A 24,850-nucleotide genomic window follows, 5' to 3' on the forward strand; every position below is an offset into this window, starting at 1 on the left:
TGGCTGGGACGTGCCTGCTCCAGACGCCCCCCACGCCACCGTGGTCCTCGTCGCCGAGGACGGGAGCGAGACCGTGATCGACCGCGTCGGCCCGTTCTGCGACATGCGGTGCGTCGACACGCTCCTGCGCTTCCACCTGCAGGCGCGGCGGCGCGGCGGGCGGCTGCGGCTGCGCGACGTGTCCGACGAGCTCCGCGGCCTGCTGGAGGTCGCCGGACTCGCCGAGACGCTGGGAGTCTGGGAGGAACCGGATCGTCGTCCGTGAGGCCCGCATCGTGGTCGTGGGCGCCGCGGGGTTTCGAAGCCGATCCTGGTTGGATCGGTGAGGAACCGCGTGGTGCCCACGTCCGCGAGGCGTCCCTCACGGACGGCGAGACGTCCTGCCAGGCTCCCCTCAGGCCTCGAGGCGCGCCGGGAGCCCGAACTCCGCGAAGAGCTCGGGGTAGATGAAGTGGTGGAGCCCCGCGATGCGGCCGGCTGACATCTCCAGCACCACGATCGCCCACGGCGCGTAGCCACCGTCGGGGGTCGGGTTGTAGATGCCGACCGCCGGGCCGCCGTTGGCGCTGGTGGCGAGGACCCGCGAGCCCTCGCACTTCGCGCCCGTCCCGAGCATGAAGTCGTGGATCGCGTCCGGGCCCTCCACCCACAGCGAGAACGGCGGCATCGAGAACGCCGCGTCGTCGTGGAGGAGCTGGACGAGCGACGCGATGTCGTACGCCTCGAACGCGGCGACGTACTTGGTGAGCAACTCCTGCTGCTCGGCGTCGTCGACCGCCGGCCGTGCGTCGGCGCTGTCGAGGTCGAGCTGCTCGATCGTCGCCCGGGCGCGCTGGAGGGCGCTGTTGACGGACGCGACGGAGGTCTCGAGCAGCTCCGCGACCTCGCTCGCCTGCCACTTGAGGACCTCGCGGAGGATCAGCACCGCGCGCTGCTTGGGCGGCAGGTGCTGGAGCGCGGCGACGAACGCGAGCTTGAGCGATTCCCGCGCATCCGCCAGCGCGGCCGGGTCGGCCGTGTCCGCGTCGCCCAGCACGCGCGCGTCGGCGATCGGCTGGATGAACGTCGTCTCGGGCAGGCCGGCGCCCAGCGCCGCGTCGGCCGCGGACGCCGGGCCCATGTCCATCGGGGTCGCGCGCCGCTGCGACGACTGCAGCTGGTCGAAGCACACGTTGCTCGCGATCCGGTACAGCCACGACTTGAGCGCCCCGCGCGCCTCGAGCTTGTCGAGGTTGCGCCAGGCGCGGATCATCGTCTCCTGCACCGCATCCTCGGCCTCGGAGCCCGAGCCGAGCATGCGGTAGCAGTAGCCCGTGAGGGCGCGACGGTGGGACTCGAGCTCCTGCTCGATCGTCTTGTCAGGAGTCGTCAGCACGTGGCGCATCGTACGCCCATCAGGCGGCGCCCTCCACCATGTCGGCCGGGCCGTTCTCGACCGCCTCCTGGCTCATCCACATGACCTCCCACAGGTGGCCGTCGAGGTCGTGGAACGAGCGGCCGTACATGAAGCCGTGGTCCATCGGCTCGTTCGCGGGCGAGCCGCCGGCGGCGAGGCCGGCCTCCGCGAACGCGTCGACGCCCTCGCGCGACTCGGCGCTCACGCAGAGGATCGCCTCGGTCGCGCTCGTCGCGTCGGCGACCGGCTTCGTCGTGAAGTCCGCGAACCGCTCCTTGTCGATCAGCATCACGTACGCCTGGTCGCTGACGACCATGCACGCGCACGACTCGTCCGTGAACTGCTCGTTGAACGTGAAGCCGAGCTCCCCGAAGTACGCCTGCGACGCCTTGACGTCGGCGACGGGGAGGTTGACGAAGATGAGGCGGGACTGGCCGGGCATGTGGGGCTCCTTCAGGGCTCCGGGGGTTGGTGTCGGAGCTGTAGACCGGGACGCTTCGCCGAACTCATCGGTGCACGGAGGGAAAGTTCTCGGGCGGGCCTGCCGATAGGAGCTTCGTGCAAGAGGCCGTCCCCGAACCGACGCCGGACGAGCTGGCGCGCGCGAAACGGATCGCGTGGCGGCTGCGGCTGGTGATCTACGGCGCGCTGCTCGTGCTGGCGGCCGTGGCCGTGGCGGTCCGCGCGGCGTACGAGACCGACGACGCCCCGGCCGCGCCGGCCGCGTTCTGGGTGAGCGGGAAGACGGCGCAGGGCGAAGAGATCTCGTGGCGGGTCGTGCCGGGCGGCCGCCCGGACGGGCTCTCCTACAGCTTCCGGTCGTCGTGCACGTTCGGGGGCGGGCTGCTGCCGCGGTCGGAGCTCCCGGACGCGAGCCAGCGGTTCTCGTGGCGCGGCGCGCAGCTCGAGGTCACCGCGCAGGCCACGGGCCGCGTCGGCGCGTTCGCGGTCGACCGCACGACGCGCGTCTCGGCGGAGCTGACCGGCGACGACCTCGCCGGCACGCTGTCCGTGCACGAGCGCTGGTCGCTGGACGGCCTGCCGGCCGGCACCTGCGCCGCCGGGCCGACCGCCTTCAGGCTGACCCTCAAGCGTCGGGGCCCGTAGCGTCCGACCGCGCGGCGGCGGCCCGCTCCGGGCGGGAACCGGGACGCTACCGCGTCGCGGGCCGGCGGCCGACCGTGAGCGCGTCGCGGAGCCCGGGCGGGAACGCGGCAGCCAGGGACGCGTCGGCGGGGGTCTGCGTCGCGTCGAGGACCGTGGAGAAGAAGCAGCGGATGGCGGCGGTGAGGATGACGTCGAGGATCTCGTCGTCGCCCAGGCCGAGGGCGCGGAGGCGGTCGAGGTCCTCGTCGCGGACGGCGGTCGCGTCGCGCGCCACGAGCGCCGCGAGGTCCATCACCGCCACGTCGACCTCTGACAGCCCGTCGGCGCCGTCGCCGGCGGCCACCGCGAGGAGCGTCTCGTCGTCGACCAGGCCGCGGTCGCGCAGCACGCGCCCGTGCGCGAGGCAGCAGTAGGTCGAGCGCAGCTCCCTCGCCGCCGCGACCGTCGCCAGCTCGTACCGGCGCACGTCCATCGGCGCCTGCACCGCCTCGCACAGCGCGCGCCACGCCGCGTACACGTCCGGGCGCGCCGCGAACGCGCGCTCGTGGTTGGGGATCCCGCCGCCGTCGTCGCTCACGCGCCGACGCTACCTCGCCACACGCATCCGGCGCCACCCCTCCGTCGCGATAGTTAGGTACTCACCTAAGTGACGTGCTAGCGTCTCCCTCGTGCCGACCGCCACCGCCGAAGCCGACCAGCTCGACCGCGCGTTCCACGCCCTCGCCGACGGCAGCCGCCGGGCGATGGTCATCCGGCTCGCGCAGGGCCCGGCATCGGTGAGCGAGCTCGCCGCCCCGCTCGACATGTCGCTCCCCTCGGTGATGCAGCACCTCGACGTGCTGCAGCGCAGCGGCCTCGTCCGCTCCGAGAAGGTCGGCCGCGTCCGCACCTGCCGCCTCGAGCCCGCCCCGATGCGCACGCTCGAGCAGTGGATCGCCGAGCACCGCGCGATCTGGGAGCGGCGACTCGACCGCCTCGGCGACGTCCTCGACGAGGCCTTCCCCCCGACCCCCGAGACCGAAGGACCCACCGGATGAGCATCCGCCAGCACGACTTCACGATCGAGCGCCGCTTCCGCCAGACGCCCGCGCAGACGTTCAGCGCGTTCGCCGACCCGCAGCTCAAGGGCCGCTGGTTCGGCGTGCCCGCCAGCTGGACCGACGCGCGGTGGGAGCTCGACTTCCGCGTCGGCGGCAGTGAGCACAGCGTCGGCCGCGACACCGGCGGCACGCTGCACGAGTTCCACAGCCGCTTCCACGACATCGTCCCCGACGCGCGGATCGTGTTCGCCTACGACCTCCTGCTCGACGGGCGGCTGATCTCGGTCTCGCTGACGACGATCGAGACGAAGCCCGACGGCGACGGCACGCACCTGGTCTTCACCGAGCACGGCGCGTTCTTCGACGAGCTGGAGGACCCGGCCGAGCGCGAGCACGGCACCGGGCTGCTGCTCGACAACCTGGAGTCGTTCCTGGCGAGCGAGGTGGCCGCATGAGCCTGACGCTCCACCAGCACCCGTTCGCCGCGTACTGCTGGAAGGCGCTGATCGCGCTGTACGAGCGCGACGTGCCGTTCGAGGCCGTCCTCGTCGAGGATCGCACGCCGCTCGCGAGGCTGTGGGCGCCCGCGAGCATCCCGGTGCTCGTCGACGGGGACACGGTCGTCCCCGAGTCGTCGACCGTGGTCGAGTACCTGGATCGCCACGGCGACGCTCCGCCGCTGATCCCCGCCGATCCCGACGAGGCCCTGCAGGTCCGCATCTGGGACCGCGTGGTCGACGGCCACGTCGCCGCGCCGATGCAGACGATCACCTACGACGCGCTCCGCCCCGCGGACGCGAAGGACCCGTACGGCGTCGCGCGGGCGCGCGAGGCGTTCGCCGCCGCCTACGCGCTGCTCGACGGGCACCTCGCCGCGCGCGGCGAGGACGCCTGGCTCGCTACCGACGCGTTCAGCCTGGCCGACTGCGCCGCGGCGCCGATGCTCCACTACGCGGACGTCATGCACGAGCTCGACCGGCTCGAGCACCCGGCGCTGGCCGCGTACCTCGACCGCCTCTTCGCCCGCCCGTCGGTGGCGCGGGTGGTCGAGGAGGCGCGGCCGTACCGGGAGCTGTTCCCGCTCCCCTGGCCCGAGCGCGTCGCCTAACCCGTCGGCGCTGCGGCGCCCTCGATCTCGACCGGGTCGCCGATCGGGAGCCAGCGGATCAGCGCGCGCACGTCGGCGGGCGCGGACGCCAGCTCCCGCTCGACGCCGTCGCGCTGCTGGCGGAAGTGCTTCCACCCCTCGTAGTGGAGCGGGATCGCCACGCGCGGGCGGACGAGCCCGAGCAGCTCGACCATGTCCTTCGCGGTCATCGTGTACCGCAGCGGCCCGCTGACCGGGAACTGCACGCCGCCGAGGTGGACGATCGCGACGTCGACGTCCACCCGCGCGGCGACCTCCCGCACGCCGTCGTAGAGCACGGTGTCGCCGGAGATCCACAGCGCGCCGCCGGGGTCGCCGTCGACCTCGAGCGCGAACCCGACCACGTCGCCGACGATGAAGTGCGAGCCGGGCGGGCCGTGGCGGCACGGCGTGGCGGTCACCTTCAGCGCCGGCTTGCCGGGCGCCTCCAGGACGGTCGTGGCCCACGGCTCCAGGCCGCGCACGGCGTCGAGGCCGTCCTTGGAGCGCAGCCGCTGCTCCCCCGACGCCGTCGTCACCACGACCCCGGCGGCCGGCAGGAGCGCGCGGCCGGCGGGGTCGAGGTTGTCCTCGTGGTGGTCGTGCGACAGCAGCACCACGTCGACCGGGCCGACCTCGGACGCGGGGATCGCCGGCCCGGCCTGCTTCTTCGAGCCCGCACCCCAGCCGAAGTGGTAGCGCTGGCCGGGCGGATCGAACGTCGGGTCGGTCAGGATGCGCCAGCCGGCGAGCTCGATGATCGCGGTCGGCCCACCGACGTGGGTGATGCGCAGGCCCGGCATCAGGCGGGCTCGGGCTCCCGGCGCGCGGTCGCGTGCTCCAGCGCCCAGTCGAGCACGGTGTCGGCGATCGTCTCCCAGCCCTCGCCGGCGATCATCAGGTGCGGGCCCTCGAACTCGATGATCTCGGTGACCGTGTCGGACTTGTAGTGCTTGAGGTTCGACTGCTGCACCGACGGCGGCATGATGTGGTCCTCGGTCCCGCTGACGAAGAGCAGCGGCGCGCGGTCGTCGTTCTTGTAGTCGACCCAGATGTCCTGGTGGCCGGGCTTGATGTTGGCCAGCACGCCGTCGAACACGACGCGCCCGGACGCCGGCACGTGGTAGCGCTCGTACAGGCGCTGCGACTCCTCGTCGGTGAAGCCGTTGGTGAACGCGTACTTCCACTGCTCGAGCGTGAAGCCGACCGCGCGGTGGTGGTTGGCCGGGTTCTTGAGCACCGGCCACACCGAGCGCAGCTGCGAGACCGGCGCGATGGCGACGCCCTCGGTCGGCGCCGAGTTGAGCGCGACGCCCGCGAGGCCGTGGCCGCGGTCCAGCAGCAGCTGCGTGAACGCCCCGCCCGCGGAGTGGCCGATGATGATCGGCTCGCTCGGCAGCTCGGCGATCGCGGCCTCGAACGTCGCGACGACCTCCTTCGGGTCGAGGTCGACGACCGGCTGCGGATCGGCGTTCAGCGCCTCCACCTCGACCTCGAAGCCGGGGTAGGCGGGCGCGATCACCTGGTGGCCGCGGGCCTCGTAGTGGGCCTTCCAGTGCTCCCAGCTGCGGGGCGTGACCCAGAAGCCGTGGACGAGGACGATGGGGGGAAGCGCTGCGGTGGAGATCATGGCGGCGACGCTACGCCGATGGCGCACCCACCGCATACGTCATCTGACCGCATCGGTGCGGACATGCGGGCGCACGCGCTGCGTCATCCGACGGCCGTGCGGCCTAGCGGCCTTCCGCCCGAGGCTCCTCCAGCACTGCCTTCACCATCGCGACAGCGACGCCGCTCACGCGCGGTTCGGCGTCCGTTCCCGGCCGGGCCCCGGCCTGCTTGACGAGCTCCTGCTGCCACGCCGGCCAGGCGCTCACCCGCTCCGCGGCGCGGTCTGCCTGCTGCGAGAGCGAGTCCTGCTCCGACTGCGTCACTTCTCCTGCTCCTTCGGTGGTGGGTCAAGCTCGGGGATCCTGGCTCGGAACGCCGCGAGATCCGCGTCTTCGCGAGCCCGGTACGCGATCACGTCGAGTTCCGCGGCGCGCGTCGTCGCTGCGCCAAGTCGCGGCTCGGCCTCTCCTGGCTTGAAGTCGTCGACGACCATCTTGCCGCTCTCGTCCTTCCGTTTCACGCCCGAGAACAGCTGATCGAACCGACGTGGCGCGACGCCGATGAACGGCTCGAACACGATCTTGCCGGACGCGCGCGCCGCAGCCGGGTCAAGCGGTGCGACAGCGATCGCGTCCTCGTGCAGGATGTGCGCGCGGCTCTTCGCGTAGGGCGCGATGTACACCACGCGCTCGATGCCGGTGCCGATGATGTGCCGAGCGCAGTTGTGGCAGGGGAACGTGTCGGTGAGCACGGTCGTGCCCTCGAGCGGCACCCCGAGCCGGGCCGCCGTGGTGATGGCGGCCATCTCTGCGTGGACCGCCCGACCGAACTCGGTGATGTCGCCCAGCTTCGAGCCCAGAATCGCCGCGGCGAGCCCTTCGGCATCGTCCAGCGCATCCGGTTTCAGCGCCCCGCGGAGCCGTGCGATCACGTCAGACGCGATCTCACCCTGGTGCACGACGTTCGTGTCCTTCGGACGGCGCATCTCGCGTCCGTCGGGCGCCGGCTGACCATCAAGTGCGACGTCGTCAGACCAGTACTGACCACCGTGGGCACGCGGGACCTCGTTGCATCCGACCGCCAGGATGTCTCCCCGGTCGTTCGCGATCGCCGCGCCGACCTGACGCCCCGGCTCAGCCGACCGGCGCGCAGCCCGATCTGCCTGCGCCATCGCCGTCTCGTCCTTCGTCGGCGTCAGAGCCGGGTCACCGAACAGGATCCGCAGGCACCGATCGAGCTGCGCGTCCAACCGGTCGGTATGGGTCTCCACGAAGAAGTCGGCTTGGTGGAAGGTGCCCCGGACGTTCTGACCACCCTCGCCGCTTTCCCTCTCGTCCCGCTCGATCAGATCGCGGTCGACGTTCAGCGCGTACTTGCTCTCGTCCTGCGTCCCGTACGACTTCTCCAGGAGACCGAGCAGGTGATCTCGGCGCCGTGGACGCGGCGAGTAGGCACCGAGGAGGACGAATCGGCTGCCGAACACCGCGCGGAGACGATCGACCTCGGCCGGCCGTTTCAATGAGCGAAGGATGAACGCGTGCCGCTGCAGCGGCCGCCCTGAGTCGTCACCGTTGACCTGCTCTCGGATCTGGCTGATCCGCAGCAAGGCGAGCTGGGCCAAGGCATCGTGTGCCTGCCATCGCTGGCACAGGTCTCGGCCCGCATCCATGCGGGCTTTCAGCCGTAGGTCCTCCTTGTCGGGCGAGAGGTCGCGACCGTCGGGCCAGGCCACCGTCGTAAGCAGATCGCTCACCGTCACCGTCTCGACCGTGTAGCCGAAGGTGTCCGTGAGGGTGGAGCCGCACCGGGTTGCCACGTGGGGAAGATCGGTCCCGATCGCACCGACCAAGCCGATCACGAGCTCCGTCCGCGGGATGTCGTGCACGACTCCAACCATCACGATCGACGATCCCAACGAAGCATGGCGGGACCGTATGCGTCGCTTCGGACGGAACATGAACGAATGCGTTCATGAGCGTTGCCGGAAGAGCGCGATAGCGTCGGTCGCCATGGCATCGAAGGCGGACTTCACGCAGGCGGAGTGGGAGCGGCTGGGCCGCGCGCCCGTCGTCGCGGGGCTGGCGATCTCGTTCTCGGACCCGAGCGGGCCGCTCGACACGGTCAAGGAGTCGGCGGCCGCGCTGCGGACGCTGGCTGAGGCGGCGGCGCCCGACGGCGAGTACGGGCCGTTCGTGCACGCGCTCGCGCAGGACGTCGTCGAGCGGCGGCAGAACCCGCTCGGCGAGTTCCGCCCGAGCCGCAGCAACGGCAAGCAGGAGTGCCTGGACGAGCTGCGTCACGTCGCGCGGCTCCTCGACCGCGAGGTCGTCAGCCTCGACGAGCGCAACGCGTTCGTCACGTGGGTCCGGACCGCCTCCCAGCGCGTCGCGCTGGCCGCGCGGGAAGGCGGGTTCCTCGGGATCGGCGGGGCGCTCGTCAGCGAGAAGGAGCAGGAGATGCTGGAGACGCTGGGGGAGCTGTTCGGGGTCCGGCGTCAGCCGGCGCCGCCGACGGACGCCGCCTAGCGGCCGAGCCCGCCAGCGCCGCGAGCAGCGACAGCCCGGTCGCGACGCCCATCGCGGGCACGAAGCCGTCGCTGAACGCGTCCGGCGACGCGTAGCTCCCCGCGCCCGCGAACACCGCGACGGCGATCGCGATGCCGAACACACCGCCCAGCTCACGCATCGTGGTGTTCGTGCCGCTCGCCTTGCCGACCGCGTCCTCGGGCACCGCGCCGACCACCGACGACTGCGCGGCGGGGAACGACATCGAGATGCCGACGCCCGCGATCACCAGCGGCGGGATGAGCGACGCGTAGGCGACGTCCGGCGACGCGGCGAGCGCGATCCACCCCATCCCGGCAGCCTGCAGCAGCGGGCCGAGGACGAGGAACGGCCGTTCCCCCAGCCGGTCGACGAGCGCACCCGCCACCGGGGCGACGAAGAAGAGCGTCGCGGTCCACGGCAGCAGGCCGAGGCCCGCCTCCAGCGGCGAGAAGCCGAGGCTCGTCTGGAAGAACTGGGGCAGGAAGAAGACGCCGGTGAAGAGCGCGGCGACCGCGAAGAAGCTCGCCGCGTTGCCCGCCGAGAAGCCGCGGTCGCGGAAGTAGGCCATCGGGAGCATCGGCGTGCGCGTGCCGCGCAGCTCCCACGCGACGAAGGCCGCGACGAGCACCGCGCCGGCGACGAGCACGCCGACGACCTCCGCGCTCCCCCACCCCGCCGGGTTGCCGCGCACCAGGCCCCAGACGACGCCGAGCACGCCGGTCGTGACGAGCACGAGGCCGGGCAGGTCGAGCGCGGTCGCGGGGCCGAAGCTCTCCGGGATGCGGCGCCGGACGAGCGGCACGAGCGCGAGCCCGATCGGCACGTTGAGCCAGAAGATCCACTGCCACGCCAGGCCCTCGGCGATCGCGCCGCCGATCAGCGGGCCGCTGGCGACGGCCAGGCCGGTGATGGCGAAGAACGCGCCAAGCGCCGCGCCGCGCCTCTCGGGCGGGAACGCGTGGCCGACGATCGCGAGGGCGAGCGTCGTGATGACCGCCGCGCCGACGCCCTGCACCGCGCGCGCGGCGACGAGCGTGCCGACCGACGGCGCGATCGCGCACGCCGCCGACGCCAGCGCGAACAGCACGAGGCCGGCCGCGAACATCCGCCGCCGGCCGAAGCGGTCGCCGAGCGCGGCGGCGGTCATGAGCGAGACGGCGAACGTGAGGTTGTAGGCGTTGACCGTCCACTCGAGCTGCTCGACGGTGGCGTCCAGGTCGAGCCGGATGGTGGTGAGCGCGGTGGTCACGACCAGCGTGTCGAGCGCCGCCATGAACGACGCCGCCGACGCGAGGACGAGGACCCATCGGCTCTGGGCTGCTGTGGGGTGCATGGTGGTTCAGATCCGGGCGGCGGGGCGGATCCATCGCTCCATCCGCTCCACCGTGCCCGCGCCGAGGAACGCGGTGATGTCGGCGATGCGGGCGCTGGGGTCGAGCGTGAGGACCGCGATCGCGTGCGGCTCGCCGCCCGCGTCCCGCACCGCGAACGCGACCTGCCCGCTGGCGCGCAGCGGGGCCAGGCGCCACCGCTCGCCCGCGCCGAACGGCCCGCGGCGGAAGAACCGGCCGATGTCCTCCCGGCCGCGGTACCACTCGGGGCGCGGCGGCATCGCGACCGTCGCGTCCTCGGTCAGCAGGGCGAGGAGCGCGTCGACGTCGCCGGCCTCCCACGCATGGACGTAGCGCGTGACGAGCTCGGTGAGCCGCGCGTCGCCGATCGTCCGCAGCGTCTGCTGCTGGCTCTGCGCCGGCAGGCGCGCGTCGACCGCCGCGTGCGCGCGCTGGAGCGTGCTCGACACGGCCGGCGCGCTCGTCTCCAGGGCGGTCGCGATCTCGGCCGGACTGAAGCCGAGCACGTCGCGCAGCAGCAGGACCGCCCGCTGGCGCGGCGGGAGGTGCTGGAGCGCGGCGGCGAACGCCAGCTCGATGCTCTCCCGCACCTCGTAGCGGGCCTCGGGCGACGCGTCGTGGGCGTGCGCGAGCGCGTCGTCCGGGTACGGGTCGAGCCAGATCTGCTCGACGGTCCGCGGGCCGAGCGGCACGTCGGGGTCGCTCGGCGTGGGCTGCAGGTCGACCGGCAGGGCGCGCGGCGGCCGGCGTTCGATCGCCCGCAGGCAGACGTTGGTGGCGATGCGGTAGAGCCACGTGCGCAGCGAGCTGCGGCCCTCGAACGCGGAGAGGCTGCGCCACGCGCGCAGGAGCGTCTCCTGGAGGGCGTCCTCGGCGTCGGGCAGCGAGCCCAGCATGCGGTAGCAGTGCGCGTGCAGCCCGGCGCGGTGCGCGGCGACGGCGGTCTCGAAGTCCAGGTCCACACCGGTGTAGACCCGGCGCGGCCTCGCGATCCATCGGTCGGGTCAGCCGAGCGCGCGCACCGCGTCTGTCACGAGCGCCCAGAAGCGCGGGACGTCGAGCGCCGTCGCGACCTTCGCGTTGGCACGGTGGCCGAAACGGCCGTGGAGGTCCGCGACGGTCGCACCGCGCGTCCAGCGGCCCTCGGTCTCGACGGCGAGGAACGCGTCCTGCGTCGTCACGACGCCGGGCTCGGCCAGCAGCGCGACCGCGCACGGGTCGTGGACCGGCGGCGCCGGCATCCCGAACACCGTCCGGTACGTGTCGCCGAAGTACGTCAGCCAGTCCGCGACGGTGCGCGCCAGCTCCGTGTCCTGCGCGCGGATCGCGTCGACGACGTCGGGCGTCGCGAGCGCCTGGTGGGTCAGGTTGAGGCCGAGCATCGTGAACGGGATGCCGCTCGCGAGGACGGTCGCGATCGCCTCGGGATCGGTGTACGCGTTGAACTCGGCGTACGGCGTCCGGTTGCCGCGCTCGGTCGAGCCGCCCATCCACACGACCTGCGCGATGCGCGCGTGGTCCACGGTGTCGAGCGCGATGGCGACGTTGGTCAGCGGGCCGGTGGCGACGAGCGTGACGGGCTCGTCGGCGGCGGCGACCGTGTGCTCGATGAGGCGGGGCGCGCCGCGCGGGTCGAGCGGCACGGCCGGGTCGGGGAGCGGCGGCCCGTCGAGCCCGCTCTCCCCGTGGATGTCCGCCGCCGCCTCGTGCGGGGTGCCGGCGAGCGGGCGGTCGGCGCCCGCGGCGATCGGCACGTCCCGGATGCCCGCCAGCGTCGCGACCGCCCGCGCGTTGTGGGTCACGCTGTCGAGCCCGCCGTTGCCCGCCACGGTCGTGATCGCGCGCAGGTCCACCGCGGGGTGCGCGGCGGCCAGGATCATGGCGATCGCGTCGTCGTGGCCGGGGTCGCAGTCGAGGATGATCGGTGTCGGCACCGGGGCAGCTTCGCATCCGGCCCGGCGACCACGCGCCAGACTCGCCGCGCGGCCGGTCCGGCACACTCCCGTCCCATGGTGACCGCGGACGTGGTGGTGGTCGGGGCCGGCGCGATCGGCCTCGCGGTCGCGCGCGAGGTCGCGGGCCGCGGCGTGTCGGTCGTCGTGCTGGAGCGCGGCGTGCCCGGCGGCGGCGCGACGCGCGCCTCGGCGGGCATCCTCTCCCCGACCGACCCGCACGAGTGGGCGGGGCCGCTCGGGCGGTTCAACGCGGCGGCCGTCGCGTCGTGGCCGGCGTGGGCCGCCGAGCTGGCGGCGGAGGCGGACATGCCGAGCGGGTTCGAGCGGCGCGGGGAGCTGCGCGTCGGCACGCCCGGCGAGCCGTTCCTCACCGCGACCGTCCAGGGCGCCGCCGCGGCGGGCTGGCGGTGCGAGCGGCTCGACGCGCGCGCCGCCCGCGCGGTCGAGCCCGGGTTGGCGCCCACGAGCGAGGTCCTCCACCTCCCCGGCACCGCGGCGGTCCACACCGACCTGCTCACGCGCGCGCTGCGCGAGGCCGGCCGGCGGCGCGGCGTGGTCGTCACCGCGGGCTGCGGCGCGGCGGAGATCGACGTCGCGCGGCGACGGGTGCGGCTCGAGGACGGCGAGCGGGTCGGCTACGGGACGCTCGTCGTGGCGACCGGCGCGTGGGCGCTGCCGCCGCTCGCGCTCCCCGTCCGGCCGGTGCTCGGCGAAGGGCTGATCGTGCGCGCCGCGCCCGGGGCCGCGCCGCCGCTGCGGACGACGCTCCGCTCTTCGGCGGGCTCGCTCGTCCCCCGCGCCGACGGGACGGTGTGGTGCGGCACGACCGTGCTCGACCGCGGTTTCCAGGCGGCGCCGTCGCTGGCGAGCGTCGGCACCCTCGCGGCGATCGCGACCCGGCTCGTCCCGGCGCTGGCGGACGCAGCGTTCGTCGAGGCCCGCGCGGGCCTGCGCCCCGCGTCCGCCGACGGGCTCCCGCTGCTCGGCCCGGTCGCCGACGACGTCGTCGTCGCCACCGGCCACGGCCGCGAGGGCATCATCCACGCGCCGCCGACCGCCGCCCTGATCGCGAGCGGCGTGATCGACGGCGCGTGGGAGCGCATCCCGCCCGAGCTGCGCGCGGTCAGCCCTCGCGCTCGCCCGGGATCTCCTTCAGCGTGACCGTCCGGGTGATGGTCGCCTGGCCGGGGATCGCGATCTTCAGCGTGTACTTCTTGCCGACCTTGAAGCCCTTGACGGGGACGCGCGCCTCGTAGACGAAGTTCGAGCCGTGGGGGCGCTTGTACCGGACCTGCGTGGCGCGCGTGCTGCCGACGGTGACGGTGATGCGGTACTTGCCGTCCGTGCGCGTGAGCTTCTTGTCGAACGGGAGCCCGACCGCGTGGTACTGGTCGGTCCACACCTCGAAGGTCGGCGCGCCCTTCAGCGTGTTCTGCTGGGCGGCGAGGGCCGGTGCGGCGCCGGCGGTCAGCGCGAGGAGCGAGGCGGCGATGGTGAGGCGCTTCCTGGTCATGCCTCCACCCTCTCCGCCACGGGCCGTCGCCGCAAGCGCACCAAGGTGGCGTCCGAGGTCACCCCGGCTACAGGCCGAGCGACCGCGCGACGTCGCGCACGGTCTGCGCCGAGCGGCGCAGCGCGCCGACCTCGTCGGCCGACAACGGCGGGGTGAGCACGTTCTCGACGCCGTCGCGTCCGACGATCGACGGCAGCGACAGGCAGACGTCCTCGATGCCGTACTGGCCGTCGAGCAGCGTGGAGACGGGCAGCACGGCGCGCTCGTCGCGCAGCAACGCCTCCAGGATGCGCGTCGCCGCGAGCCCGATCGCGTACGTCGTCGCGCCCTTGCCCCGGATGATCTGCTCGGCCGCGGTCACGACCCGGTGCGCGATCTCCGACAGCGCCCGCTCGTCGACCCGCGGCCAGTCGCGCAGCGGCACGCCGCCGATCGTCGCCTGCGACCACACCGGCAGCTCCGAGTCGCCGTGCTCGCCCGCGATGAACGCGTGCACGCTCTGCACCGCGACGCCGCAGTGCTCGGCCACGAGCGTCCGCAGCCGCGAGGAGTCGAGCACGGTGCCGCTGCCGATCACCCGCCCGCGCGGGAGGCCCGCCACGCGCTCGGCCGCGTAGGTCACGACGTCGACCGGGTTGGTGACGAGCAGCAGCACCGCATCGGGCGACAGGTCGACGAGCTCCGGGACGAGCGTCCGGCACATCTTCACGTTCACGCCCGCGAGCTCGAGCCGCGTCTGGCCCGGGTCCTGCTTCGCCCCCGCGGTCACGACGATGACCTCGGCGTCGGCGGTGACCTCGATGTCGTCGCTGCCGGTCACCCGCACGGGCTTGACGAACTGGGAGCCGTGGACGAGGTCGAGCGCCTCGGCCTTGGCCTTCGCGCCGTCGCGGTCGTACAGCGCGACGTGCTGCACGACCCCGCGGACCAGCGACGCGTAGGCGATGGTCGCGCCCACCCCTCCCGCTCCGACGATCGCGACCTTCCCGCGCTCGGCCACGTCAGTCCTCCAGCCGCAGGGAGCCGGCGATGTTGCGCGCGTTGTCCGCGCCGTCGGTCACGGGGCCGCGGACGGTGAACGCGGTGACCGTGTCGCCCTTGCTCGCGGTGACCGCGGTGATGCTGTGCACCTTGCCGTTGCGGGCCTTGACCTCGACCGAGCGGGCGGACGCGCCGTCGGCGCCGGGCACGTCGATCTCGTACGGGCTCATGTGCAGCCGCTCGCCCTCGACGAGGTCGGTGATGCGCGCCTCCGCGCGCTGCATCGCCTGCGTGTCGCCGTCGCGGTAGCGCTGGACGAGCACGAGCGGCGCCAGCCGCTCCCCCTCCCGCCCACGGGCGCGGACGGTCAGCGTCGCCGCCGGGTCGCCGATCGCCTCCCACCCCTGCGGATGGCGGAACTCCAGGCCCCCACCGCGGTAGGTCGCGTAGTCCGACGGCACGTCCTCCCACACGGTGTCGCCGTACGACCAGAACGCGAGCGCGAGGAGCCCGAGGAACCCCACCGCGCACAGCAGCGCGATCTTCTGGTTGTCGATGGCGCGGGCGCGCACGGGCGCCGCAAGGGTACTCCGCCCGCGGAACGGCGAAGGGCCCGCACGAGGCGGGCCCTTCGGGTCCTCAGGAGAGGTTTCGTGCCTAGGCGGTGAGCTCGGCCGCGAGCTCGTCGAAGACCTTCACGTAGTGGTCGACGTGCTCGAAGGTGTGGGTGACCGACAGCGTCCACTCCTCCTCGCGGCCCGGCGTCATGAAGATGCCGCGGTTCATGTTGAAGAGCCAGGCGAGCTCGGACAGCTCGGCGTCCTGGGCGGCCTTGAAGGACGCGTAGTCGACGACCTTCTCCGTCGCGAACGTGACGCAGCCCTTGGCCGCGATGCCGAGCGCGTAGCCGGGCAGGCGGTACTTGTCGACGACGCCCTGGCAGCCCGAGACGATGCGCTCGTTGAGCGCGTCGAGGTGCTTGTAGGCCTCGGGCGTCATGACCTCGAGGAGGTTCGCGCGCGCGGCGGCCATGCCGAGCGGGTTCCCGTTGTAGGTGCCGACCTGGTAGACGGAGCCGTCCTCGACGACCGACATGACCTCCTCGGTCCCGCCGATCGCGCCGGTCGGCATGCCCGCGCCGAGCGCCTTGGCCAGCGTGACCATGTCGGGCTTGACGCCCCACCGCTCGGTCGCGCCGCCGGCGGCGATGCAGATGCCGGTCTTGACCTCGTCGAAGATCAGGACGATGCCGTGCTTGCGGGTGATCTCGCGGACGGCCTCGAGGTAGCCCTCCTCCGGGAGGACGACGCCGAGGTTCATCATCGCCGCCTCCATGATCACGCAGGCGGGCTTGCGGCCCTCGGCGTCCAGCTTCTCGATGCGGCGCTCCATCGCGCCGGCGTCGTTGAAGGGCACCGCGACGGTCATGTCGACGACGGCCTGCGGGATGCCCGCGCCGTACGGCAGCGAGGCGAGGTTCTCCGGGTCGCCGATCTTGTCGTACTCGACGCCGATCGAGACCATCACCGTGTCGTGGTGGCCGTGGTAGGAGCCGAAGATCTTCATCACGGTGTCGCGGCCCGTGTAGGCGCGCGCGATGCGGATCGCGTCCATCGTCGACTCGGAGCCCGAGTTCGTGTAGCGCCAGCGCTCCAGGCCCCAACGGCGCTGGAGCTCCTCGCCCACGACGACCGCGTCCTCGGTCGGCGCGGCGAAGTGGGTGCCGAGCGCGTAGCGGTCGTTGATCGCCTTGCCGACCGCCGGGTGCGCGTGGCCCTGGACCATCGAGCCGAAGCCGTTGTGGAAGTCGAGCATCTCGTTGCCGTCGACGTCCCACACGACCGGGCCCTCGCCGCGCTCGAGGTAGATGGGCCACGGGTCGCGCAGCTGGTACGACGACGCGACGCCGCCGGCCAGGGACTTCTGGGCGCGGGCGTACAGCTCGCCCGACTTGGGCGTCGCGGCGTCGAGCTTCTGCTGCTCGCGCTCCGTCATCTCGGCGATGCGGGCGCGGTCGAGCTGGACGGGGGCGGAAGTGCTCATAGGAAGAAGCTCAGGCCTCGAGGTTGATCATCACGTGCTTGATCCGCGTGTACTCCTCCAGGGAGTACGCAGACAGGTCCTTTCCGTAGCCGGACTGGCCGAAGCCCCCGTGGGGCATCTCGGAGAGGAAGGGAAGGTGGTCGTTGACCCACACGCAGCCGAAGTTCAGCTGCTGCGTGGCGCGCATCGCCTTCGCGACGTCGCGGGTCCAGACGGAGGAGGCGAGCCCGTAGACGGAGTCGTTGGCCCAGGCGATCGCCTGCTCTTCCGAGGCGGCGCGCTGGATCGACACGACCGGGCCGAACACCTCGCGCTGGACGATCTCGGAGTCCTGCGCGGGGCCGGCGACGACGGTCGGCTCCACGAAGAAGCCCCGCTCGCCCCAGGCGCTGCCGCCCGTGACGACCTCGGCCCCGGCGTCGGCCGCGCGCGAGACGAAGCCGAGCACCCGCTCGCGCTGGCGCTCGGCGATGACCGGCCCCAGCTCGACGTCGTCGGCGCCGAACGGGTCGCCGAGGACCAGCGTCTTGGCCTGCTCCGCCGTCGCCGCGACGAGCGCGTCGTACACGCCCGGCGTCGCGATGACGCGGCAGGCCGCGGTGCAGTCCTGGCCGGCGTTGAAGAACGCGCCGACGCGCAGGTTCGCCGCGACGGCCTCCACGTCCGCGTCGTCGTACACGACGACCGGCGCCTTGCCGCCCAGCTCGAGGTGCACCCGGGCCAGAGTGTCGGAGGCCGCGCGCGCGATCGCCTTGCCGGTGCCGACGCTGCCGGTCAGCGAGATCAGCCGCACGTCGGGGTGCTTGACGAGCCCGGAGCCGACCGGATCCCCCTCGCCGGTGATGACGTTGAGCACGCCCTTCGGGAGGATGTCGGCGGCCAGCTCGGCGAGGCGGATCGTGGTCAGCGGCGTCAGCTCGGACGGCTTGAGGACGATCGTGTTGCCCGCGGCGAGCGCCGGGCCGATCTTCCAGATGGCCATCGCGAGCGGGTAGTTCCACGGCGTGATCTGGCCGACCACGCCGATCGGCTCGCGGCGGACGAACGACGTGTAGCCGCTCACGTACTCCCCGGCCGCCTTGCCCTCCAGGACGCGCGCGGCGCCCGCGAAGAAGCGCAGGTGGTCGGAGCAGAGCGGGATCTCGTCCGCCGCCGCGGCCCGCGGCTTGCCCGCGTTGAGCGCCTCGAGGTCGCCAAGCTCGGCGGCGTTCGCATCCAGCGCGTCGGCGAGCGCGAGCAGCTTCTCCGCCCGCTCCGCCGGCGTGGTGCGACCCCAGGCGGCGGCCGCCCGCGACGCGGCGTCCACCGCGCGCGAGACGTCCTCCGCCGTGCCGTCGGGCACGCGCGCGATGACCTCCTCGGTCGCCGGCGCGATCACCTCCGCCAGGCCGCCGGCGACGGCGCCGACGCGCTCGCCGTCGACGACGTTGCCGTAGGTCTTGACGTCCTCGATGGTGCTCATGCGGTCACGGCGCTCCTGATCTCGCGGTAGGCGGTCGCGACCTCGGCGTTGACGATCTCGCCGCCCTTGACGTTCAGACCCTTCGCCAGCCCGGGATCGGCGGCGAGCGCCGTGTCGACGCCGGAGGCGAGACGCAGCACGTACGGCAGTGTGGCGTTCGTGAGCGCCCGCGTCGAGGTGCGCGGCACCGCGCCCGGCATGTTCGCCACGCAGTAGTGGACGATGCCGTCGACGACGTAGGTCGGCTCGGCGTGCGTCGTCGGCTTGGAGGTCTCCGCGCAGCCGCCCTGGTCGATCGCCACGTCGGTGATGACCGAGCCCGGCTGCATCAGCGCGAGGTCCTCGCGGCGGATCAGGTGCGGGGCCTTGGCGCCGGGGATCAGCACCGCGCCCACGACGAGGTCGGCGGTGGCGAGCTCGCGGCGGAGCGTGAGGGTGTCGCTCATCAGGACGCGCACCGCGCGGCCGTCGAACAGCTCCTCCAGGTGCTTGATGCGCGGGATCGAGCGCTCGAGGATCGTCACGTCGGCGCCCATGCCGACCGCCACGCGCGCCGCGTGGGTGCCGACCGCGCCGCCGCCGATGACGAGCACGCGCGCGGGGGCGACGCCGGGCGCGCCGCCGATCAGCGTGCCGTTGCCGCCGTACGGGGCCTGGAGCCAGTACGCGCCGGCCTGCGTGGCCAGGCGGCCCGCGATCTCCGACATCGGGGCGAGCAGCGGCAGGCCGCCCTGCGCGTCCTCGACGGTCTCGTATGCGATCGCCGTCGTGCCCGACTTCATGAGCGCGTCGGTCAGGTCGGGATCGGGCGCGAGGTGCAGGTAGGTGAAGAGCGTCGCGTCCGGGTTGAGCCGGCCGTACTCGGGCGCGATCGGCTCCTTGACCTTCAGCAGGAGCTCGGACGTCTGCCACACCTCGTCGACCGACGCGACGATCTTCGCGCCCGCCTGCTCGTAGGCGACGTCCTCGAAGCCCGAGCCGACGCCCGCCTCGCGCTCGACGAGCACCTCGTGGCCGGCCTTGACCAGCTCGAGGGCGCCCGCCGGGGTCAGCGCGACGCGGCGCTCCTGGGGCTTGATCTCCTTGACGACACCGACGCGCATCTACGCGACTCCTGCAGTTGACTTGACGTTCATGTGCTCGCCCGCGGCGGTGAGGACCTCCGCGAGCTTCTCGACCAGCTCGTCGATGACGGGCTTGTCGCTGATCAGCGGCGGCGCGACCTGGAGGACGCTGTCGCCGCGGTCGTCGCCGCGCGCGATGAGGCCGGCCTCGAGCAGCTTCCCGGGGAGGAAGCCGCGGAGGAGGTCCTCGCGCTGGTCGGCGTCGAACTTGCCCTCGACCCCGTCGCTGACGAGCTCGGTGGCCCAGAAGTAGCCCGCGCCACGCACGTCGCCGACGATCGGCAGCGCGCGCAGGGTCTCCATGCGCTCTTGGAGGTAGCCCTCGTGGGCGCGGACGTTCTCGAGCACGCCGTCGCGCTCGAAGATCTCGAGGTTCTTGAGGGCGATCGCCGCCGCGACCGGGTGCCCGCCGAACGTGATGCCGTGCAGCAGCGTCACGCCGGGCTTGTGGATCGCGGTCGCGACCTTCTCGCCCACCATCACGCAGCCCATCGAGGCGTACGCGGACGTCAGGCCCTTGGCGGTCGTGATCAGGTCCGGCTGCCCGCCGAAGCGGGTGACGCCGAAGATCTCGCCCAGCCGGCCCATGCCGGTGATGACCTCGTCGGCGACGAGGAGGATGCCGTGGCGGTCGGCGATCTCGCGCAGCCCCGGCCAGTAGCCCTCCGGCGGCACCAGGCAGCCGCCGGCGTTCTGGAGCGGCTCGGCGATGATCATCGCCACCGTCTCCGGGCCCTCGGCCTGGATCGCCTCCTCCATCTCGTCGAGGAGGAACTGCGTGAACTCGGCCTCGGTCTCGAACTCGCGGCCCGGGCCGACGCGGCGGAAGGCGTTGGTGTTGGAGACGTGCCGGGTGTGGACGGCGGGCGTGCCGAACGGCTCCTTGAAGCCGGGGACGCCGGTGAAGGAGAGCGCGCCGAGCGTGACGCCGTGGTAGGCGATGTGGCGGGCGATCGCCTTCGTGCGCTGCGGCTCGCCGTTGGCCAGGTGGTACTGGCGGACGAGCTTCCACGCCGCCTCGACCGACTCGGAGCCGCCGCTCGTGAAGAACGCGTGCTCGATGCCCTCCGGCGCGAGCGACGCGAGCTTCGTGGCGAGCTTGATCGCGGCCGGGTGCGCGGTCCCCCAGTTCGTGTTGAACGCGAGCGTCGTCAGCTGCGACGCGGCGGCCGCGGCCATCTCCTCGCCGTACGAGTAGCCGATCTGCGAGCAGAAGAGGCTGCTCAGCCCGTCGAGGTACTGACGGCCCTTCGTGTCGAAGACGTACGGGCCCTCGCCGCGGTCGAGGACCAGCAGCTCCTTCTTGTCCGGGCCGAACGCCCCGTTCCGGGCGAAGTGCAGCAGCAGGTGGTCGCTGGCGTCCTGCTGCAGCTGCGCGTGATCGCTCATGCCCACCTCTCCGTGACGACCTTCTTGCGGGTGTAGAACTCGATGGCGTCGGTGCCGTTCGCGTGCAGGTCGCCGTCGATGGAGTCCTTCCAGCCGGCGAACGGGAACCACGCGACGGGCGCGGCGACGCCCACGTTGACGCCGATCATCCCGGCGCCGATGCCGAAGCGGAACTCGCGCGCGGCGCCGCCCGACTCGGTGAAGATGATCGCGCTGTTGCCGTAGCGGCTCTCGTTCGTCCACGTGATCGCGTCGTCGAGCGTGTCGACGCGCACGACGCTGAGGACCGGGCCGAACAGCTCCTCGCGCGCGGCGTGGGAGTCGGAGGCGACGTTGTCGAGGATCGTCGGGCCGAGCTGCGCGCCGCCGTCGCCGGCGCCGGTCTCGCGGCCGTCGAGGACGACCGTCGCGCCCTCGCTCACCGCGGTCTCGATGTTGCCGACGAGGCGCGTGCGGGCCTCGGGGCTGACGACCGGGCAGACGTCGGTGTGCGGGTCGTCGCCGGGGCCGACCTTGAGCTCCTTCGCGGCTTCCACGAGGAGGCGCAGCGAGCGGTCCTGCTCCTCCTTGGTGCCGACGAGCAGCGCGATCGAGCCGGCGAGGCAGCGCTGGCCGGCCGCGCCGAACGCGGAGCCCATGACGCCGCCGGTGAGCAGCTTCTCGTCGGCGTCGGGCATGACGACCATCGAGTTCTTCGCGCCGCCGAGCGCCTGGACGCGCTTGCCCTGCTCCGCCGCGCGGGTGGCGATGTAGCGGGCGGTCTTGGCCGAGCCGACGAACGAGATCGCGTCGATGCCCGGGTGGTCGAGCAGCGCGTTGACCGCGTCGTGCGCGCCGTGGACGAGGTTGACGACGCCCTTGGGGATCTCCTCGATGCCGTCGATCAGCTCGAGGATCCGGCGGCTCGGGGTCGGGTCCTGCTCGGACGGCTTGAGGATGAACGTGTTCCCGCACGCGATGGCGTAGGGCAGGAACCACAGCGGGATCATCGCCGGGAAGTTGAAGGGCGTGATGGCCGCGACGACGCCGACCGGCTGACGGACCATGTGGACGTCGACGCCGCGCGCGACCTGCTCGAGGTTCTCGCCCTTGAGCAGGTGCGGGATGCCGATGGCGGCCTCGACGGACTCGATGCCGCGGCCGACCTCCATGAACGCGTCGTCGACGGTCTTGCCCATGTCCTGGGTGACCAGCCGCGCGAGCTCGTCCTGGTGCTGGGCGAGCGCGTCGCGCAGCTTCATCACCGCGCGGGCGCGGACGGCCGGCGGCGTGGCGCGCCACTGCGGGAGCGCGGCCTGCGCGGCCTGGACGGCGGCGTCGATGTCCTGCGCGTTGGAGAGCGGGACCTTCGCGAGCAGCGCGCCGGTCGCCGGGTCGCGGCTCTCCAGCGTGTCGGCCGCGGTCGCGGCACGCCAGGCGCCGTCGACGTAGTTCTCGAGGAGCGGCGCCTCGGTCGGCGCCTTGGTGGTGTCTGCGGTGGCGGTGGTCACAGGAGGAGTCCAGTGGTCGTGGGCGGCCGACACCGATGCTCCTCCCTCCCCGCGCGCGAACCAAGAGACGGAACGTCGCGCGAATGGCGCGCAGCGCGCGACAGGGTGGCGCGCGTCGCGGCGCCTCCCCGACCGCGAGTCGAATGTCCCACCGTCTGCGTGGGAAGTCGACTCGCGGCGTCAGCGGCGGTGTGGGCGCGCGCCGGTGAGCCCGACCGCGCGGGCGCCGGTCGCCGCCGCCGCGCGGAGGGCGGTGCGCGGGTCCGCACCGGCGTGGCGGGCGGCGAGCAGGCCGGCGGCGAACGCGTCGCCCGCGCCGGTGGTGTCCGCGACGGTGGTCGCCGGCGCCGCCACGCGCACGACCTCCGCGCCGTCGGTCCACAGCGCGCCGCCGGCGCCGAGCTTCACCACGACCTCCGCGGCCACCCCCACCAACCTCCTCGCCGCGACCTCCGGGTCCGCCTCACCCGTCAGCGCCTGCGCCTCGTCGAGGTTGGGGACGAGTAGGTCGACGCCGCTCACCCACTCCAGGAACCGCTCCGGCGGACACGCGCGCAGCGGCGCGGCCGAGGCCGGGTCGACCGAGATCGTCATGCCCGCCGCCCGCGCCCGCTCGAGCGCCGCGAGGCCGGCCGCGCGCGAGTCGTCCGCGAGCAGCGTGTAGCCGGAGAGGTGCAGGTGCCCGGCGCCGACTCCGCCGCTACGCGCCGCGAACGCCTCCCCCGGCAGATCCTCCGGCGCGAGCGCGGCGTTGGCGCCCCGGTCGGGCAGCATCGTCCGCTCCCCGCCCGGCTCCACCAGCACGATGCAGGTGCCGGTCGGCCGCTCGGGGTCGAGCGTGACGCGCGCGTCGACGCCGAGCTCGCGCAGCTCCTCCACCGCGCCGTGCCCGACGAGGTCGTCCCCCACCCGCGCGACGAGCACGACCGGCGCGCCCAGCTCCCCCAGCCACGCCGCGACGTTCGCCGCCGCGCCGCCGCCCGCGTACGTCACGCGCGCGGCCGCATCCGACGCGTGCGCGATCGGCTCGAGCGCCGCCGCGACGACGTCCACCATCAGGTCCCCGACGACGACGATCGACACCGGGCGAGGGTAGGGGCCACCCTCGGGGAAGCGGACTAGGGGCGCCCCCGATGCCGGGTCGCCTGGCGCGAAGCAGGATGCGCGGCATGCTCTCCCAGACCCGCCTGCTCGCCGGCCTCCTCGCCGCCGGCGCGCTCCTGACCCCCGCCACCGCCGACGCCGCTGCGAAGAAGCCGTGGCAGGCCAAGTGGCAGTTCACCGACGTGACGCTCAAGGGCGAGTCGAAGGCGAGCTACGACGACGGCGTCCGCAGCCTCGTCAGCGAAGGCGCGATGTCGTACGACAGCTACAAGCCGGGCGGGTTCATGGACCTGCGCAAGCCGGTCTACGCCAGCACGTTCATGGCGAAGGCGACGCCGATCGAGCACTACGAGGCCTCGAAGGCGACCTACCGCGAGAAGGAGCGCACGGTCGACTGCTCCACCAAGCCGCGCAAGGTCGCGCACGACGGGCTCGCCGCCGTCGTGCAGGTGAAGGGCTCCACCGTCGAGATCCAGTGGTCGATCGCGCCGACCACCAACGAGTGCGACGAGCCGATCGAGGGCATCGCGTCGACCACGCTCTCGCAGGAGGCGACGACCTCCAAGCACCCGCTCTCGGCCTTCAAGGGCAAGACCGCGAAGCTGAAGGTGAAGATCGACGCGACCGTCCCCGACCCGTCCGGCTCCCTGCGGGTGACGTGGGACGGGTCGGTGACGCTGAAGCGCGTCGGACGCTAGGCGGGCGTCGCGGCGAGGGCGGCCGCGACCTCGGCCGCCAGCCGCGCGTTGTTGAGCACGAGGCGGACGTTCGCGCGCAGCGACTCGCCCTCGGTGTCCTGGTGGAAGCGAGCCAGGAGGAACGGGGTGACGTCGCGGCCGCGGATCCCCTGCGCCTCGGCGTCGGCCAGCGCGGCGCTCAGGACGCGCTCGTGCAGCGCGGGATCGAGCTGCTCGTCCGCGGGAAGCGGGTTGGCGAGCACGAACCCGCTGCTCTCCAGCCCGAGCGGGCCCCGCGCGCGCAGGACCGCCGCGACCTGGCCCGGGTCGTCGAGCCGCCACGGCAGCGCGTGGCCGCTGTCGGACAGGTAGAAGCCGGGGAAGCGGTCGGTGCGGTAGCCGGCGACGCCGATGCCCAGCGTCTCCAGGCGCTCGAGCGTCGCGGGCACGTCGAGGATCGACTTCACGCCCGCGCTCACCACGCAGATGTTGGTGCGCGCGAGCGCGACGAGGTCGGCCGATTCGTCCCACGTCTCACGCGCCTCGCGGTGCACGCCGCCCAGCCCGCCGGTGGCGAACAGGCGGATGCCCGCGAGCGCGGCGAGGTGCGCGGTGGCCGCCACCGTCGTCGCGCCCGTCGCGCCGCGCGCCGCCGCGATCGGCAGGTCGCGCGACGAGCACTTCACGACCCCGTCGCGCGACGCGATCGCGTCCAGCCCCTCGTCGTCGAGCCCGATCCGGACGGTGCCGTCGACGAGCGCGATCGTCGCCGGCACCGCGCCGCCGTCGCGGACGGCCTGCTCGATCTCCCGCGCGATGCGCGCGTTGTCCGGCCGCGGCAGGCCGTGGGACACGATCGTGGACTCCAGCGCGACGACCGCCCGGCCCTCGGCCAGGGCATCGGCGACCTCGGGCGCGACGTTCAGCATGGCCA

28 protein-coding genes are annotated in these 24,850 nt (G+C 73.3%); 8 read left to right on the plus strand and 20 right to left on the minus strand.

The window, feature by feature from the left end; translation table 11 throughout:
- Positions 1 to 10 precede the first annotated feature (10 nt).
- The gene (locus tag AC1UE5_RS23880; protein ID WP_482928375.1) at positions 11 to 265 is read left to right on the plus strand and encodes an STAS domain-containing protein; all 255 of its coding nucleotides are present in this window, start codon (positions 11 to 13) and stop codon (positions 263 to 265) included.
- 129 nt (positions 266 to 394) lie between these two features.
- On the opposite strand, the gene AC1UE5_RS23885 is transcribed toward AC1UE5_RS23880, so the two are convergent.
- Complete coding sequence (locus tag AC1UE5_RS23885) at positions 395 to 1,384, minus strand: sigma-70 family RNA polymerase sigma factor (RefSeq protein ID WP_482928377.1); 990 nt, start codon at positions 1,382 to 1,384, stop codon at positions 395 to 397.
- A 10-nt stretch (positions 1,385 to 1,394) separates the two neighbouring features.
- Positions 1,395 to 1,838, minus strand: a complete 444-nt coding sequence (locus AC1UE5_RS23890) for a VOC family protein (protein WP_482928378.1) — start codon at positions 1,836 to 1,838, stop codon at positions 1,395 to 1,397.
- Positions 1,839 to 1,954: 116 nt separating this feature from the next.
- On the opposite strand from AC1UE5_RS23890, the gene AC1UE5_RS23895 reads away from it, so the two are divergent.
- A complete protein-coding gene (locus AC1UE5_RS23895) occupies positions 1,955 to 2,503 on the plus strand; it encodes a hypothetical protein (protein WP_482928380.1) in 549 nt (182 codons plus the stop codon).
- A 46-nt stretch (positions 2,504 to 2,549) separates the two neighbouring features.
- Here the strand turns inward: AC1UE5_RS23895 and AC1UE5_RS23900 are convergent, their stop codons facing one another.
- Entirely contained in the window at positions 2,550 to 3,080 is a 531-nt protein-coding gene (locus AC1UE5_RS23900) for a carboxymuconolactone decarboxylase family protein (RefSeq protein ID WP_482928382.1), read from the minus strand.
- Positions 3,081 to 3,171: 91 nt separating this feature from the next.
- Here AC1UE5_RS23900 and AC1UE5_RS23905 point away from each other — a divergent pair, with 91 nt between their 5' ends.
- From AC1UE5_RS23905 to AC1UE5_RS23915, 3 genes are read left to right on the plus strand one after another with little or no spacing between them, the layout of a single operon-like run.
- Positions 3,172 to 3,540: an ArsR/SmtB family transcription factor gene (locus AC1UE5_RS23905; RefSeq protein ID WP_482928384.1), complete on the plus strand. Its 369-nt coding sequence runs from the start codon at positions 3,172 to 3,174 to the stop codon at positions 3,538 to 3,540.
- The gene (locus tag AC1UE5_RS23910) at positions 3,537 to 3,998 is read left to right on the plus strand and encodes an SRPBCC family protein (protein WP_482928386.1); all 462 of its coding nucleotides are present in this window, start codon (positions 3,537 to 3,539) and stop codon (positions 3,996 to 3,998) included. The genes AC1UE5_RS23905 and AC1UE5_RS23910 overlap by 4 nt, the downstream gene beginning before the upstream one ends.
- Complete coding sequence (locus tag AC1UE5_RS23915; protein ID WP_482928388.1) at positions 3,995 to 4,651, plus strand: glutathione S-transferase family protein; 657 nt, start codon at positions 3,995 to 3,997, stop codon at positions 4,649 to 4,651. The genes AC1UE5_RS23910 and AC1UE5_RS23915 overlap by 4 nt, the downstream gene beginning before the upstream one ends.
- On the opposite strand, the gene AC1UE5_RS23920 is transcribed toward AC1UE5_RS23915, so the two are convergent.
- The 4 genes from AC1UE5_RS23920 to AC1UE5_RS23935 all read right to left on the minus strand — a co-directional run bounded on the left by AC1UE5_RS23920 (position 4,648) and on the right by AC1UE5_RS23935 (position 8,165).
- The gene (locus tag AC1UE5_RS23920; RefSeq protein ID WP_482928390.1) at positions 4,648 to 5,472 is read right to left on the minus strand and encodes an MBL fold metallo-hydrolase; all 825 of its coding nucleotides are present in this window, start codon (positions 5,470 to 5,472) and stop codon (positions 4,648 to 4,650) included. The two genes, AC1UE5_RS23915 and AC1UE5_RS23920, sit on opposite strands and share 4 nt — an antisense overlap.
- Entirely contained in the window at positions 5,472 to 6,299 is an 828-nt protein-coding gene (locus AC1UE5_RS23925; RefSeq protein WP_482928392.1) for an alpha/beta hydrolase, read from the minus strand. The genes AC1UE5_RS23920 and AC1UE5_RS23925 overlap by 1 nt, the downstream gene beginning before the upstream one ends.
- A 103-nt stretch (positions 6,300 to 6,402) precedes the next feature.
- Positions 6,403 to 6,603: a hypothetical protein gene (locus AC1UE5_RS23930; RefSeq protein WP_482928394.1), complete on the minus strand. Its 201-nt coding sequence runs from the start codon at positions 6,601 to 6,603 to the stop codon at positions 6,403 to 6,405.
- Positions 6,600 to 8,165, minus strand: a complete 1,566-nt coding sequence (locus AC1UE5_RS23935) for an anti-phage dCTP deaminase (RefSeq protein WP_482928396.1) — start codon at positions 8,163 to 8,165, stop codon at positions 6,600 to 6,602. Before AC1UE5_RS23935 ends, AC1UE5_RS23930 begins: the two co-directional genes overlap by 4 nt.
- A 124-nt stretch (positions 8,166 to 8,289) precedes the next feature.
- On the opposite strand from AC1UE5_RS23935, the gene AC1UE5_RS23940 reads away from it, so the two are divergent.
- Positions 8,290 to 8,805, plus strand: coding sequence for a hypothetical protein (locus AC1UE5_RS23940; RefSeq protein ID WP_482928398.1), 516 nt, complete (start codon positions 8,290 to 8,292; stop codon positions 8,803 to 8,805).
- Here AC1UE5_RS23940 and AC1UE5_RS23945 read toward each other — a convergent pair.
- From AC1UE5_RS23945 to AC1UE5_RS23955, 3 genes are read right to left on the minus strand one after another with little or no spacing between them, the layout of a single operon-like run.
- The gene (locus AC1UE5_RS23945) at positions 8,717 to 10,159 is read right to left on the minus strand and encodes an MFS transporter (protein ID WP_482928400.1); all 1,443 of its coding nucleotides are present in this window, start codon (positions 10,157 to 10,159) and stop codon (positions 8,717 to 8,719) included. The genes AC1UE5_RS23940 and AC1UE5_RS23945 overlap by 89 nt on opposite strands.
- Positions 10,160 to 10,165: 6 nt before the next feature.
- Entirely contained in the window at positions 10,166 to 11,140 is a 975-nt protein-coding gene (locus AC1UE5_RS23950) for an RNA polymerase subunit sigma-70 (RefSeq protein WP_482928402.1), read from the minus strand.
- A gap of 42 nt (positions 11,141 to 11,182) precedes the next feature.
- On the minus strand, positions 11,183 to 12,112 hold the full coding sequence (locus AC1UE5_RS23955; protein WP_482928404.1) for a nucleoside hydrolase: 930 nt from the start codon (positions 12,110 to 12,112) through the stop codon (positions 11,183 to 11,185).
- Positions 12,113 to 12,187: 75 nt separating this feature from the next.
- Between AC1UE5_RS23955 and AC1UE5_RS23960 the strand changes: the two genes are divergently transcribed.
- Positions 12,188 to 13,294: an NAD(P)/FAD-dependent oxidoreductase gene (locus AC1UE5_RS23960; RefSeq protein ID WP_482928406.1), complete on the plus strand. Its 1,107-nt coding sequence runs from the start codon at positions 12,188 to 12,190 to the stop codon at positions 13,292 to 13,294.
- Here the strand turns inward: AC1UE5_RS23960 and AC1UE5_RS23965 are convergent.
- The 9 genes from AC1UE5_RS23965 to AC1UE5_RS24005 form a co-directional block, all read right to left on the minus strand.
- Complete coding sequence (locus AC1UE5_RS23965) at positions 13,257 to 13,646, minus strand: hypothetical protein (RefSeq protein ID WP_482928408.1); 390 nt, start codon at positions 13,644 to 13,646, stop codon at positions 13,257 to 13,259. The genes AC1UE5_RS23960 and AC1UE5_RS23965 overlap by 38 nt on opposite strands.
- Before the next feature lie 67 nt (positions 13,647 to 13,713).
- Positions 13,714 to 14,646, minus strand: a complete 933-nt coding sequence (locus tag AC1UE5_RS23970) for an L-lactate dehydrogenase (protein WP_482928410.1) — start codon at positions 14,644 to 14,646, stop codon at positions 13,714 to 13,716.
- Between the two features lies 1 nt (position 14,647).
- Entirely contained in the window at positions 14,648 to 15,199 is a 552-nt protein-coding gene (locus AC1UE5_RS23975; RefSeq protein WP_482928412.1) for a hypothetical protein, read from the minus strand.
- Between the two features lie 85 nt (positions 15,200 to 15,284).
- Positions 15,285 to 16,670 (minus strand): aspartate aminotransferase family protein, encoded by a 1,386-nt coding sequence (locus AC1UE5_RS23980; RefSeq protein WP_482928414.1) that lies wholly within the window; start codon positions 16,668 to 16,670, stop codon positions 15,285 to 15,287.
- Positions 16,671 to 16,680: 10 nt separating this feature from the next.
- A complete protein-coding gene (locus tag AC1UE5_RS23985) occupies positions 16,681 to 18,132 on the minus strand; it encodes an aminobutyraldehyde dehydrogenase (RefSeq protein ID WP_482928416.1) in 1,452 nt (483 codons plus the stop codon).
- Entirely contained in the window at positions 18,129 to 19,235 is a 1,107-nt protein-coding gene (gene ald, locus AC1UE5_RS23990; RefSeq protein ID WP_482928418.1) for an alanine dehydrogenase, read from the minus strand. Before ald ends, AC1UE5_RS23985 begins: the two co-directional genes overlap by 4 nt.
- Positions 19,236 to 20,645, minus strand: coding sequence for an aspartate aminotransferase family protein (locus AC1UE5_RS23995; protein WP_482928420.1), 1,410 nt, complete (start codon positions 20,643 to 20,645; stop codon positions 19,236 to 19,238). It abuts the gene before it with no gap.
- Positions 20,642 to 22,135: a CoA-acylating methylmalonate-semialdehyde dehydrogenase gene (locus AC1UE5_RS24000; RefSeq protein ID WP_482928422.1), complete on the minus strand. Its 1,494-nt coding sequence runs from the start codon at positions 22,133 to 22,135 to the stop codon at positions 20,642 to 20,644. Before AC1UE5_RS24000 ends, AC1UE5_RS23995 begins: the two co-directional genes overlap by 4 nt.
- Before the next feature lie 180 nt (positions 22,136 to 22,315).
- A complete protein-coding gene (locus AC1UE5_RS24005) occupies positions 22,316 to 23,218 on the minus strand; it encodes a carbohydrate kinase family protein (RefSeq protein WP_482928425.1) in 903 nt (300 codons plus the stop codon).
- Positions 23,219 to 23,304: 86 nt separating this feature from the next.
- Here AC1UE5_RS24005 and AC1UE5_RS24010 point away from each other — a divergent pair, with 86 nt between their 5' ends.
- Positions 23,305 to 23,937, plus strand: a complete 633-nt coding sequence (locus AC1UE5_RS24010; protein ID WP_482928427.1) for a hypothetical protein — start codon at positions 23,305 to 23,307, stop codon at positions 23,935 to 23,937.
- Here the strand turns inward: AC1UE5_RS24010 and AC1UE5_RS24015 are convergent.
- Positions 23,934 to 24,845 (minus strand): pseudouridine-5'-phosphate glycosidase, encoded by a 912-nt coding sequence (locus tag AC1UE5_RS24015; protein ID WP_482928431.1) that lies wholly within the window; start codon positions 24,843 to 24,845, stop codon positions 23,934 to 23,936. The genes AC1UE5_RS24010 and AC1UE5_RS24015 overlap by 4 nt on opposite strands.
- Positions 24,846 to 24,850 lie beyond the last annotated feature (5 nt).

This window comes from Parviterribacter multiflagellatus (assembly GCF_056863265.1).